The 12,106-nt window shown below is 66.5% G+C and carries 12 protein-coding genes; 10 read left to right on the top strand and 2 right to left on the bottom strand.

Features of this window, described 5'->3' with window-relative positions:
• The first annotated feature begins 42 nt into the window (after positions 1-42).
• Positions 43-288, top strand: coding sequence for a type II toxin-antitoxin system VapB family antitoxin (locus ACFOMD_RS02520; protein WP_380856303.1), 246 nt, complete (start codon positions 43-45; stop codon positions 286-288).
• Entirely contained in the window at positions 285-689 is a 405-nt protein-coding gene (locus ACFOMD_RS02515; RefSeq protein WP_380856300.1) for a type II toxin-antitoxin system VapC family toxin, read from the top strand. The genes ACFOMD_RS02520 and ACFOMD_RS02515 overlap by 4 nt, the downstream gene beginning before the upstream one ends.
• Here the strand turns inward: ACFOMD_RS02515 and ACFOMD_RS02510 are convergent.
• Together ACFOMD_RS02510 and ACFOMD_RS02505 are read right to left on the bottom strand one after the other, a co-directional pair.
• The gene (locus tag ACFOMD_RS02510; protein WP_380856297.1) at positions 686-1,174 is read right to left on the bottom strand and encodes a GNAT family N-acetyltransferase; all 489 of its coding nucleotides are present in this window, start codon (positions 1,172-1,174) and stop codon (positions 686-688) included. The two genes, ACFOMD_RS02515 and ACFOMD_RS02510, sit on opposite strands and share 4 nt — an antisense overlap.
• Before the next feature lie 2 nt (positions 1,175-1,176).
• Positions 1,177-1,662: a peroxiredoxin gene (locus ACFOMD_RS02505; protein ID WP_380856294.1), complete on the bottom strand. Its 486-nt coding sequence runs from the start codon at positions 1,660-1,662 to the stop codon at positions 1,177-1,179.
• Positions 1,663-1,750: 88 nt separating this feature from the next.
• On the opposite strand from ACFOMD_RS02505, the gene ACFOMD_RS02500 reads away from it, so the two are divergent.
• From ACFOMD_RS02500 to ACFOMD_RS02465, 8 genes are all read left to right on the top strand, one after another.
• Complete coding sequence (locus ACFOMD_RS02500) at positions 1,751-2,314, top strand: YqgE/AlgH family protein (protein WP_380856291.1); 564 nt, start codon at positions 1,751-1,753, stop codon at positions 2,312-2,314.
• A 237-nt stretch (positions 2,315-2,551) separates the two neighbouring features.
• Positions 2,552-3,334 (top strand): helix-turn-helix domain-containing protein, encoded by a 783-nt coding sequence (locus tag ACFOMD_RS02495; protein WP_380856288.1) that lies wholly within the window; start codon positions 2,552-2,554, stop codon positions 3,332-3,334.
• A gap of 110 nt (positions 3,335-3,444) precedes the next feature.
• Entirely contained in the window at positions 3,445-5,481 is a 2,037-nt protein-coding gene (locus ACFOMD_RS02490) for a hypothetical protein (RefSeq protein ID WP_380856285.1), read from the top strand.
• Positions 5,482-5,580: 99 nt separating this feature from the next.
• A complete protein-coding gene (ahcY, locus tag ACFOMD_RS02485) occupies positions 5,581-6,987 on the top strand; it encodes an adenosylhomocysteinase (protein WP_380856282.1) in 1,407 nt (468 codons plus the stop codon).
• An 84-nt stretch (positions 6,988-7,071) separates the two neighbouring features.
• Complete coding sequence (locus tag ACFOMD_RS02480; RefSeq protein ID WP_380856279.1) at positions 7,072-9,522, top strand: PAS domain-containing sensor histidine kinase; 2,451 nt, start codon at positions 7,072-7,074, stop codon at positions 9,520-9,522.
• Between the two features lie 381 nt (positions 9,523-9,903).
• On the top strand, positions 9,904-10,347 hold the full coding sequence (gene tsaE, locus ACFOMD_RS02475) for a tRNA (adenosine(37)-N6)-threonylcarbamoyltransferase complex ATPase subunit type 1 TsaE (protein ID WP_380856276.1): 444 nt from the start codon (positions 9,904-9,906) through the stop codon (positions 10,345-10,347).
• Positions 10,347-11,339, top strand: a complete 993-nt coding sequence (locus tag ACFOMD_RS02470; protein WP_380856711.1) for an aminoglycoside phosphotransferase family protein — start codon at positions 10,347-10,349, stop codon at positions 11,337-11,339. Before tsaE ends, ACFOMD_RS02470 begins: the two co-directional genes overlap by 1 nt.
• The gene (locus ACFOMD_RS02465) at positions 11,336-12,097 is read left to right on the top strand and encodes a nucleotidyltransferase family protein (RefSeq protein ID WP_380856273.1); all 762 of its coding nucleotides are present in this window, start codon (positions 11,336-11,338) and stop codon (positions 12,095-12,097) included. The genes ACFOMD_RS02470 and ACFOMD_RS02465 overlap by 4 nt, the downstream gene beginning before the upstream one ends.
• Positions 12,098-12,106 lie beyond the last annotated feature (9 nt).

The following is a 12,106-nucleotide window of genomic DNA, read 5'->3' as shown; positions in this document are numbered from 1 at the left end:
TCAGCGGCTAGATTGGCTGCCGATCTAGCCGTAGGTGCCGTAATGGAACGCGTGATCCGAGACCCCGAGACCGAGGCGCTGCTCGATGAGCTCGCAGAGGTTACCGGCTTGCCGGCCGAGGAGGCATTGAAGCGCGTCGTGGGCGAGCGGCTCGCGCGTCAGCGTGATGTTGCCCGGAAGGTGGCGGAAACGCAGGCTTGGCTCAGGTCTCTCGGTCCCGTCCCGCCCGGGCCTTCCCAAGAAGAGATCATCGCCGAGATGTACGACGAGAATGGCTTGCCTCGGTGATCGTCATCGATAGTTCGGCCGTCCTCGCCATCATCTTCGAGGAGCCGGAAGCCTACGAAATGCTGGTACGGCTGACGAATGCTGAAGGGAGGGTCATGTCCGTCGCGAATGCGATGGAAGCACATATGGTGCTCGCGGGTCGCAACATGGCCGGTGGCGGCCGTCTTGCGCTCGATGGCCTTCTGGAACGCCACGCCATTGATCTCCGCTCGGTAGACGAGCCGCAGTTGCAGCTCGCGCGCGGGGCGTTTGACCGGTTCGGCAAGGGGCGTGGCCATCGCGCCCAGCTCAACTTCGGCGACTGCTTTGCTTATGCGCTCGCAAAGTCGCTTGACGCGCCCTTGCTCTACAAGGGCAATGATTTTGCTGCGACGGATATTGCCTCCGCGTTCAGCACCTAAAGCGTCTTGAACATCACCAGCGCATCCACGAACCCCGCCGTCGGGTGATCGAATGCGCCCGGCAGCCGGCCGACCACCGCGAAGCCGCAGCTCTCCCATAGCGCCACGGCGCGGGTGTTGGTGCTGATCACGATGTTGAACTGCATGGCGCGGAAGCCGCGCGCGCGGGCCTCGGTTTGCGAATGCTCGCACATGGCGCGGGCGATGCCTCGGCCGGTGGCGGCAGCTGAGGTCATGTAGCCGCAGTTGGCGACATGAGCGCCGCCGCCCTGCTGGTTGGCGCGGAGGTAGTAGGTGCCCACCACCTCGCCGGCGTCTTCCACGACGAACGGCGCATGGCTGGGCGCGAACCAGTAGGCGAGGGCATCCGCCTCGCGCATGTCGCGCGGCAGCGTGTAGGTCTCGCCGGCGCGGAGGGTCGGTGCGATGATCGACCAGATCGCCGCCCGGTCGGCCTCAGCCGCCGGGCGGATGATCAGGCCCATGTTCAGCCGAGCTGCTCGATCATATGCTCGGCGCTCGACACCTTGAACGCGCCGGGCTCCTCGACGTTGAGCTGCGCGACCTTGCCGTCCTTCACCAGCATCGAGAAGCGCTGGCTGCGCGTGCCCATGCCGAACTTCGACCCGTCCATCGACAGGCCCAGCGCCTTCACGAAATCGGCATTGCCGTCCGAGAGAAGCGTGATGGTGTCGCCGACGTTCGAGGCCTTGCCCCAGGCGCCCATCACGAACGGGTCGTTCACCGAAATGCCGACGATCTCGTCGACGCCGCGGCCCTTGATGGCGCCCGAATTGTCGACGAAGCCCGGCAGGTGCTTCGCCGAGCAGGTCGGCGTGAAGGCGCCCGGCACGGCGAACAGCGCGACGGTGCGGCCGCCGAACAGCTCCTCGGTGGTGACGGGGCGCGGCCCCTCCTCGGTCATCTTGATGAGCGTGGCCGACGGCAGGCTGTCACCGACTTTGATCGTCATGGGGCTCTCCTTGGAAGGGTGGCGTTTGATCGCATCTAAGCACGCTCGCTCTAGCCGTCCAGCGTCGCCGCCGCCATATTCGCTCCCGATGGACGAACCGCGCTTCCTCGTCGGACAATTGCTGCTGGCCATGCCCGGCATGGGTGACGATCGCTTCGATCACGCCGCGATCGCCATGTGCATGCATGACGAGAACGGCGCCTTGGGCCTCGTCGTCAACCACATCTACGACGGGCTGACGGTGCGCGAGGTGATGGAGCAGCTCGACGTCGACCCGCTCGACCTGCCCGAGGATCTGCCGGTATTCGCCGGCGGCCCCGTCGAGCCCGGGCGCGGGTTCGTGCTGCACTCGCTCGACTATGGCGGGCAAGGGACGTTGCAGGTGGCGAACGCCTGGGCGCTGACCGCGACGCTCGACATCCTGAAGGACATCGCCGCTGGCAAGGGGCCGTCGAAATGGCTGCTCGCGCTCGGCTACAGCGGCTGGGGCGAAGGGCAGCTCGACGCCGAGCTGACCCGCCACGGCTGGCTGACCGCGCAGGTGCCGGCGAACCTGGTGTTCGACACGCCGATCGAGGAGCGCTGGCCGCAGGCCTTCGCGACGCTCGGCGTCGATGTCGGGCAGCTCTCCGCCACTTCGGGTAACGCCTGAATTAACCTTAGGCGGTAAGACTTCTTTCAACGGGCGGGGCTCAGAGTGGCCTCGGGCGACAGTGCCCGGGAGAGCCAAGATGACGCGCAGCATCAACTGGATCGTCGCCGCCAGCGCCGTCGCGCTCGCGCTTGCCACCGTTGCCGCCCCCGCGGCGGCGGCCGTCCTTCTCTAGGGCGGACATACGAATTTTTCGGGGTGGCGAGCCCCTGGCGACCGGCGTAGGTCGGCAGGGGTATGAGCGTGCAGGTGAACGACGGCTATCGGGCGCTGACCGATAAGGAGAAGCAGACCCTTCGCCTGATCGCGCACGGCCACGACGCCAAATCGAGCGCGCGCAGCCTCGGCCTTTCCGTCCACACCATCAACGAGCGGCTGCGCGAGGCGCGGCGCAAGATGGCGGTGTCGAGCAGCCGCGAGGCCGCCCGCCTGCTGCTGCAGACCGAGGGCAACGGGGCGGCGGGCGCGATCCCCCAATTATCTGTACCCAACGAAATCGGGGAAGATTTCGCCGCCCCGCCGACCGATCAGGAGGGCGCGCTGCCGGTTGGCGGCGTGCGGCGGCCCACCCGCCGGCCCCTGATCATCGGAGGGTTTCTCATGATGCTTGTTGTCGGCCTGACGGCCCTGATGTTCGCCGCGGACCTCGCCCCGCAAAGCGCGGCGGGCGACGCGGGCGCAACCGCCGCCGCCACCTCGGAAGCCGCCACCACCGCGCGGCAGTTCCTCACGCTGCTCGACGAGAGCCGCTGGGATGAAAGCTACCAGTACACCGGCAAGCAGTTCCGCGAGCAGAACAGCCTGCAGCTCTGGACCTCGGTCTCGGAAAAAGTCCGCAAGCCGCTCGGCGCCGCCACCTCGCGCACCTTCCTCAGCCAGGACAATTTCCCGGCCCCGCCCGACGGCTATGACGTGGTCAAGTTCCGGACCAGCTTCGCCGGCAAGCCGGACGCGATCGAGACGGTGACGCTGAGCCGCGAGAACGGCGCGTGGCGGGTGGCGGCGGTGATTATTAGCTGAGGGTTCTTTAGGCCGCATTTAACCCGGTGTGAATCGTGCTGCGGGGCAATTGACCGCACCGGGTTAATGTTCAACCGTGCGGGCTGGCCCTTCTTACCCGCGAGGCGATCTTGGCGCTGAACTACACCACGGAGGAATTCTGGCGCGCTCGGCTCCCGACGCAGAAGCCAATCAGCGCCACACCGCTAGCCGGTTGGGAAACCGAAGTCCCGCCATTGGACACATTTGTCGAGGCGCCTCTCACTCAAAGTGAAGCCTTCGGCGAAGATGTGGACCCTTGGAATAGTCCCCTAATACTGGTTTCGGCCGCCGGGGCTGTCGGGAAGTCGACGCTTGCGAGGCAGATCGCGTCTCAGACAGGCGCAGTCTACGTTGATCTGGCTAAGGCCGATCCTGTAGGGGGCTACACGCTATCGGGGGGGCTCCTCAAATCTGGCGTACTCGACGCATGGCGGGCGGACGCCGCGGCGCTCCTGATTGACGGTTTGGACGAGGCGCGTCTGAAGGTTACAAAAGAAGGCTTCGAGGCCTTCCTGAAAGACGTCGCGCAATTATGCGCGGGGCGCTCGACGCCCACCGTGCTCTTCGGCCGCACAGGCGCTGTCCAAGATGCTTGGCTGAACGTTGCGAGCAGCGTCCCCGTCGCCGTGTTGGAGATCGGCTATTACCCTCCCGAAGCGGCCGTTGATTTCGCCTTCGCCCGCTTGGCTGCTGCGAAGCCCGACTATGCTTTCGCGGACGCAGGTCGTCGGGCAATCGAAGCTTTGCTCGACGGTCTACGTAAGGACACAACCAATGATGGGGACCGGTTCGCAGGGTATGCGCCGGTGCTTGAGGCGGTTGCAAACCGTGTGGCCGTCGTCGGCAATCCCAATGCTCTCCTGTCGCAAGTTTCGCGTGGCGAGCAGCCAGTAACGTTGAAAACAATCATTGAGGCCATTCTTGAGCGCGAGCAGGCCAAGCTGCACTCGATGGTGTTTGAAGACACCAATTTGCGCCAGAGCCTGTACCAGCCGGGTGAGCAAATGGAACGGCTGGTCGCCCGCGTTTATGGGCGCGTACCTCCAGTAATCCCCGCAATGAGCGCCAAGGATGTTCAAACCTATTCGAACGCGTTGGAGACGTGGGTTCCGGATCATCCCTTCCTAGATGGTGGCAGGAATGCGGCGTCCGCTGTCTTTGAGGCTGTGGTAACGGCTCACGCCTTGCAAAATCCCAACACGGGAGGCGCTGCGGCACAGGCTGAATTGGCCAAGGGCGCGGCTGCTAATCCGTTTCTTGCGGAATTTTATCTGGGTGCGGTGGAGAAGCCCTTCATCCCACCGGAGCATGTCGGCTTCGTCTACGCGTCGCTTCGTGCACGGCTGTCGCTCGGCGACAGCGCGAGCCTCAGCATTGATGGCGTCGAGGCTGCCGAAGATTCGGAACAGCTCAAGGCAGAGGTTGAGATCAACCTCCAGCGCGCAGGCGAAGAAGCTATGCGAATCCTACAATTTCGGACTGAGCAAACAGGTGTGCTGCGCCTTGGTACGCATGTCGAAGACGTTGAGGTCGTAGCCCCATTAGCCCGAGTAGAAATCGGCGGGGCGAGGGAGGCCATGCTTGTAGCGCCGGTCTCAATTCAGTGCGGAAACCTTGAGGTCGATGCCGAGCGTATCATCGCCGAAAATGCACCCGGAATCTCAGAGGGTGCGATCATTTTGCAAGCTGATAGCGCGGAGGTCTCACTGGTCGCTAGCGTGCCGACGCTCAACGGTAATGTGAAGCTGGCGGTGAACTGGGCAGGGGCAGAGGCCTACCCGTGGACGAGTTTCCGGAGCAACCCGACCAAAGCGCAGGATCCAAAAGTCGATGAAGGGCTCCGCCGATTCCGCAAGTTTGTGATCGCTTTTAGGTCTCACTCAAAGGGAGCGCTCAAGCGGTATGCCGGCAAGATCGAGCATGAGCGTATGACCAAGGGTACTGGCCGAGCTGTGCTCGACCACATGCTGGCTACGGGTATCCTGTCGACTGACGGATCAATGTACACGTTGGATGCCGACGCCTTGGCTGCCGTCGCGGGCTCCTCATATGTAGCGACAATGGCGAGCAACTATCCCGACAAGACCCTCAAATTCATCGCCGAGGCAGTTAATGCAGACAACTGAAAGTCGTTCACTTTAACATATAAAGATATCTTTATGCTTGCCCTCGCCGCCGCCCCTCGGCTATGGGCGCGCCATCCGAATTTCTGACAGGAGCCGACCGTGGCGACGCAGCCCGTGTTCAACGACTATTATGTGAAGGACATCTCGCTCGCGGCCTGGGGCCGTAAGGAGATCTCGATTGCCGAGACCGAGATGCCGGGCCTGATGGCGCTCCGTGCCGAGTTCGGCGCGTCGCAGCCGCTCAAAGGAGCGCGTATCGCCGGGTCGCTGCACATGACCATCCAGACCGCCGTGCTGATCGAGACGCTGGTCGCGCTCGGCGCCGAGGTGCGCTGGGCGTCGTGCAACATCTTCTCAACGCAGGACCAGGCCGCGGCCGCCATCGCCGCCGCCGGCATCCCGGTGTTCGCCTACAAGGGCGAGAGCCTCGCGGAATATTGGGAATACGCCGACGCCATCTTCCAGTGGCCGAACGGCGAGACCTGCAACATGATCCTCGACGACGGCGGCGACGCGACGATGTACGTCCTGCTCGGCGCACAGCTCGAGGGCGGCCGCGCGCTCAAGGAGCCGGAGAACGAGGAAGAGGTCGAGTTCTTCAAGGTGCTGAAGAAGCGCGTCGCGCAGTCGCCGGGCTTCCTCACCAAGACGATGAAGGCCATCAAGGGCGTCTCGGAAGAGACCACCACCGGCGTTCACCGCCTGTATGAGATCGCCAAGCGCGGCGAGCTGCCGTTCCCGGCGATCAACGTCAACGACAGCGTCACCAAGTCGAAGTTCGACAACCTCTACGGCTGCAAGGAGTCGCTGGTCGACGGCCTGAAGCGCGCCACCGACGTCATGATGTCGGGCAAGGTCGCGGTCGTCGCCGGTTTCGGCGACGTCGGCAAGGGCTCGGCGGCGTCGATGCGCAGCCAGGGCGCCCGCGTGCTGGTCACCGAGATCGACCCGATCTGCGCGCTGCAGGCGGCGATGGAAGGCTATCAGGTCGTGACGATGGAAGAGGCGGCGCCGATCGCCGACATCTTCGTCACCGCCACCGGCAACATGGACGTCATCACGCTCGATCACATGCGTGCGATGAAGGACCGGGCGATCGTCTGCAACATCGGCCACTTCGACAGCGAGATTCAGATCGCCGCGCTGAACAATTATCAGTGGGACGAGGTCAAGCCGCAGGTCGACGAGGTCATCTTCCCCGACGGCAAGCGCCTGATCGTGCTCGCGAAGGGCCGCCTGGTGAACCTCGCCTGCGCGACCGGCCACCCGAGCTTCGTGATGTCGGCGAGCTTCACCAACCAGGTGCTCGCGCAGATCGAGCTGTGGACCAACACCTCAAGCTACGAGAACAAGGTGTATGTCCTGCCGAAGCACCTCGACGAGAAGGTCGCGGCGCTGCACCTCGCCAAGCTGGGCGTGCACCTGACGACGCTGACCGACAAGCAGGCCAGCTACATCGGCGTCAGCCAGCAGGGCCCGTTCAAGCCGGACCATTATCGCTACTAAGCGCAGCCTTGCGCTGAACTAAGTGAGGCCGTGTCACCCAAAGCGGGTGGCGCGGCCTCCTTGCTGTTGGCTATGGTGCCGCCCGTGAGCGTCGCGCGCGCATTTCTGATCGCCATCGGCGCCGGCGCCAGCGCGTCGCCCGCGGCTGCGCTCGCCTTCGATCTGTCCGACCGCGACGTCGGCGTTTCGACCACCGCCATCCTCGCCGCCGCCTGGCTGGCCTTTGCCGTCTGGGCGATCATCCGCGGCGCGCGCGCCTCGGCGCAGGCGCGCATCGCGCATGCCTGGGGGCTGCGGTTGCGCGGGCTGCTGTCGACGACGCCCTGGGCCTATCTGGTGGTCGGCAGCGACGGCGCCGCCTTTTGCTCGGACGTACTGCGCGGCTGGCTCGACGTCGATCACAAGGTCACCCGCTTCGAGGATCTCGCGCCGAGCCATGACGGCGGCATGATGGAAGAGGATTTCGACGCGCTGCGCACCGACATTTCGGCGCTCGCCGTGTCGGGCACGGGCTTCACCCGGCTGATGCGCGCCAATGGATCGGCCCGCGTGCTGATCGCGCGCGGCCGCCCGGCGCCGTTCGAGGTGGCGGGCGACCAAGGGGTGGTGATCTGGTTCTCCGACGCCACCGACACGCAGGCCGAGGTCGAGACCCTGCGCCGCGAGACGCAGCAGCTTGCCGCCGAGCTGGCGGCGATGACCGCGCTCGTCGAGGCGGCGCCCTATCCGATCTGGCGCCGCTCGCCCGATTTGCGCCTGCGCCATGTCAACGCGGCCTACGTCGAGGCGGTGCAGGCGGAGAGCGCCGACATGGCGGTGTCGGAAGGCATCGAGCTGGTGAACAGCGCGCTCGACCCCGTCGCGAGGCGCGCGCGCGACAGCGGCGAGCCGCAGCGGCGCGAGCAGCCGGCGATCATCGCCGAGGCGCGGAAGATGCTGCACATCGTCGACGTGCCGCTGTCCGATGGCGGCGTCGGCGGCTACGCGATCGACATCAGCGATCTGGCGGCGTCGCGCGAGGAGCGCGAGCGGCTCGACCGGGCGCAGCGCCAGACCTTCGACCGGCTGTCGGCGGGCATCGTGCGTTTCTCCGCCGACCACAGCCTGACCTTCCACAACAAGGCTTTCGGCGACCTCTTCCGCATCGAGCATGCGTGGCTGGAGGAGCGGCCCGAGTTCGACCGGGTGCTGGAGCGCATGCGCGAGGCGCGGCGGCTGCCCGAACAGCGCGACTTCCCGTCATGGCGCCGCGCCCGCCGCGCCTGGTTTACCGATGCGGTCGAGCCGGTCGAGGAGACCTGGGCGCTTCCGGATTCGAGCGTGATCCGCGTCATCGCGCAGCCGCATCCCGACGGCGGGCTGCTCATGGTGTTCGAGGACCGCAGCGAGCAGCTGAAGCTCGCCTCCTCGCGCGACACGCTGGTCCGCGTGCAGCAGGCGACGCTCGACAATCTGCACGAGGCGGTGGCAGTGTTCGGCGCCGACGGGCGGCTGCAGCTCGCCAACAAGCGCTTCGCCGAACTCTGGTCGATCGACCGCGCGCTGCTCGTCGGCAAGCCGCATATCGACGAGCTGCAGACCGCGACCAGCCACATGGTGTCCGACCCGGCGCGCGACGCGCAGGTGCGCGATATCATCCACCTGACCACCGCGTCGGACCGACGCGAGGCGCGGTCGGGCCGCATCGACCTGCGCGACGGCCGCATCCTCGAATTCGCCGCGGTGCCGCTGCCCGACGGCAATGTGCTGTTCACCTATCTCGACGTCAGCGACAGCCAGCGCATCGAAACGGTGCTGCGCGACCGCAACGAGGCGCTGGAAGCCGCCGACCGGCTGAAGTCCGCCTTCGTCGCCAACATCAGCTACGAGCTTCGCACGCCGCTCACCGCGATCAGCGGCTTCGGCGAGATGCTGGCGGCGGGCTACGCCGGCGAATTGAACCCGCGACAGACCGAATATGTCGGCTCGATCGTCACCTCGTCGGATCGGCTGCAATTGCTCATCGACGACATTCTCGATCTGGCGATCACCGAGGCGGGGCAATTGGCGCTCGACATGGGCAATGTCGGCGTCGAGGGGCTGGCGAAATCGGTGGCGGCGATGGCGTCGGATGCCGCGCAGACCCGCGGCCTCGCGCTCCACGTCGCGGTTGACGAGACGGCCGGCGCGGTGGAGGGCGACGAGCGGCGGCTGAAGCAGGCACTCTACAACCTCCTCGCCAACGCCATCCGCTTCACCCCGCCCGGCGGCCATGTCGAGCTGGCCGCCACCGGCAACGCGCGCGGCGTTACCATCCGGGTGATCGACAACGGCGTCGGCATCCCCCCGGAAGAGCAGGAGCTGGTGTTCGACCGCTTCTGGAAAGGCTCCAACGCCGGGCCGCAGGGCGTGGGGCTCGGGTTGGCGCTGGTCCGCCAGTTCGTCGAACTGCACGGCGGGCAGGTGGAGCTGGAATCACGGGTGGGAGGCGGCACGACGATGACGGTGCGGCTGCCAAGGAAGCAGTCGGTCGCGCATTCGGCGGTGGTGGAATAGCCGCATGTCGACCCGCACCCATCGTTCTGGCGAAGGCCGGAATCCAGCTGCAGTGCGCTGTCCCCTCCGCGCTCGCCCTGAGCTTGTCGAAGGGCGAGGGCTCGCACTGTCGTCAGTGCAATCTACATCACCCTTCGACAAGCTCAGGGTGAGCGGAGGAGGGGGGCGGCTCGCATGGATCCCGGCCTTCGCCGGGATGACGACTGGGTGTGGGGAGCACTCGACGTCTTCGGCGCGCCTTGTCGGTCGTGCATTGGGCGATGGTGGAATGATGGTCGCGATGCCCGCACATCCCCATCCGTCATACCGGCGAAAGCCGGTATCCAGTTTCCGCGCCGGTCTGGATACCGGCTTTCGCCGGTATGACGATGGGGGTTGGGGATGGTGACGTTCGCTTCCCCCGAAGCGCTCGAGGCCTTCGGCGCGCGCCTGGCCGCGGTGGCGCGAACCGGCGATGTGATCGCGCTTTACGGCGACCTCGGGGCGGGGAAGACCACGCTCGCGCGCGGGCTGCTGCGGGGGCTCGGGCTTGAGGGCGAGGCGCCGAGTCCGACCTTCACCTTGGTCCAGACCTACGATCCGCCCGAGATGCGGCTGCCGGTCTGGCATTGCGATCTCTACCGCCTCGACGACCCTGAAGAAGCTGTCGAACTGGGGCTTGAGGAGGCGTTCGGCGACGCGCTCGTCCTCATCGAATGGCCCGAGCGGCTGGGGCGCTATCTGCCTGCCGACGCGCTCCGTTTGTACCTCGATGGCGCCGGCGAAGCGCAACGGCGCTTGACAGCTGAGGTGCCGCCGGGTTGGGAAGCGCGATGGCCCTCGTGATGGTACCCCCCGCGTCGGCGCCCGATTTCCTGGCCGCGAACGGCTGGGGCGGCGCCGCGATCGTCCCGCTTGCCGGCGACGCCTCGTTCCGCCGCTATTTCCGCGTCGTTGGCGACCGCGGCCAAGCCGTGCTGATGGACGCGCCGCCCGACAAGGAGGACAGCCGGCCGTTCCTCGATATCGCCGCGCATCTGGTGTCGCTGGGCTTCGCCGCCCCGCGCGCGCTGGCGGTCGATCTGGATCAGGGCCTGATCCTGCTCGAGGATTTCGGCGACAAGCGCGTCGCGCCGCTGCTTGCCGGCGATCCCACCGACGAGACGGCGATCTACGAAGCCGCCATCGACATCCTCGCCGCGCTGCACGACCACGCGCCGCCGCCGGTCGCGCCCTATGCGCGCGGCGAGCTGCTGCGTGAGGTCAACATCCTGACCGAATGGTATCTGCCGATCGTCGGCGCCGCCGGCGACGCGGCGGCTTATGACGCGGCGTGGGACGCGGTGTGGGGCGACGTGATCTCCGAGACCGCGGCGCAGCCGGTGCTGGTGCTGCGCGACTATCATGCCGACAATCTGATGGTGCTCGACGACCGCGACGGCTTGCAGCGCCTCGGCCTTCTCGACTTTCAGGACGGGCTCGCCGGCCACCCGGCCTATGACCTCGTCTCGCTGCTGCAGGATGCGCGCCGCGACGTGTCGCCCCGGCTGGAGAGCGCGATGCTCGACCGCTACATGGACGCGCGCGGCATCGCCGACCGCGAGGGGTTCCGGGCCAGCTACGAAGTGCTCGGCGCGCAGCGCAATGCCAAGATCCTCGGCGTGTTCTCGCGGCTGTGGAAGCGCGACGGCAAGCCCGGCTACCGCCAGTTCCAGCCGCGCGTCTGGGGCTATCTCGAACGCAACCTCCGCCACCCGGCGCTCGCCCCGGTGAAAGCGTGGTTCGACGCCAATCTTGCCGACGACCAGCGCGCACCCGCGTGGAAGGACGCGCAATGAGCCGCTTCCGCGCGCCGCTGTCGCTGCGGCCCAACCCCGTCGTCGACCTGCCCGACACCGCGATGGTGATGGCGGCGGGCCTCGGCAAGCGCATGCGCCCGCTGACCGCGACGCGGCCGAAGCCGCTCGTGCAGGTGGCGGGGCGCACGCTTCTAGACCGCACGCTCGACCGGCTGCGCGAGGCGGGCATCGGTCGCGCGGTGGTCAACGTCCATTATCTGGCGGACTCGATCGAGGCGCATCTGAAGCGCGGCGATCAGAAGCTCGAAGTGCTGATCTCCGACGAGCGTGAAAAGCTGCTGGAGACCGGCGGCGGCGTGGTGAAGGCGCTGCCGCTGATCGACCGCGACAGCTTCTTCGTGGTCAATTCGGACAATCTCTGGGTCGACGGCGCGGTCGATACGATGAAGCTGATCGCCAGCCGCTGGGACGACAGCGCGATGGACGCGCTGCTGCTGCTCGTCCCCTATGCGCGCGCCGCCTGCCATTCGGGGCAGGGCGACTTCCACATGGACCCCAACGGCCGCCTGTCGCGCCGCAAGCACGGCCGCGTCGCGCCCTTCGTCTACACCGGCATCCAGCTCGTCTCGCGCCGGCTGTTCGCCGACCCGCCCGAAGGCGCCTTTTCGACCAATATCTTCTGGGACCGGGCGATCGAAGCCGGCCGCCTCTACGGCATCGTCCATCCGGGGCTGTGGTTCGACGTCGGCACGCCGCAGGCGGTGAAGCGCACCGAGGCATTGCTCGACCTGGAATGAGCTTTGGCG

It is taken from the genome of Sphingoaurantiacus capsulatus (assembly GCF_042648405.1).
Lineage (GTDB): Bacteria > Pseudomonadota > Alphaproteobacteria > Sphingomonadales > Sphingomonadaceae > Sphingoaurantiacus > Sphingoaurantiacus capsulatus.
This window is presented reverse-complemented; position numbering and strand designations above follow the sequence as displayed.

Bases quoted from the DNA above. Each gene is read 5' to 3' on its own strand.
- ACFOMD_RS02520 (WP_380856303.1), top strand. From the start codon at position 43: ATGGAACGCGTGATCCGAGACCCCGAGACCGAGGCGCTGCTCGATGAG.
- ACFOMD_RS02510 (WP_380856297.1), bottom strand. From the start codon at position 1,174: ATGGGCCTGATCATCCGCCCGGCGGCTGAGGCCGACCGGGCGGCGATC.
- ACFOMD_RS02505 (WP_380856294.1), bottom strand. From the start codon at position 1,662: ATGACGATCAAAGTCGGTGACAGCCTGCCGTCGGCCACGCTCATCAAG.
- ACFOMD_RS02500 (WP_380856291.1), top strand. From the start codon at position 1,751: ATGGACGAACCGCGCTTCCTCGTCGGACAATTGCTGCTGGCCATGCCC.
- ACFOMD_RS02495 (WP_380856288.1), top strand. From the start codon at position 2,552: ATGAGCGTGCAGGTGAACGACGGCTATCGGGCGCTGACCGATAAGGAG.
- tsaE (WP_380856276.1), top strand. From the start codon at position 9,904: ATGGTGACGTTCGCTTCCCCCGAAGCGCTCGAGGCCTTCGGCGCGCGC.
- ACFOMD_RS02470 (WP_380856711.1), top strand. From the start codon at position 10,347: ATGGTACCCCCCGCGTCGGCGCCCGATTTCCTGGCCGCGAACGGCTGG.
- ACFOMD_RS02465 (WP_380856273.1), top strand. From the start codon at position 11,336: ATGAGCCGCTTCCGCGCGCCGCTGTCGCTGCGGCCCAACCCCGTCGTC.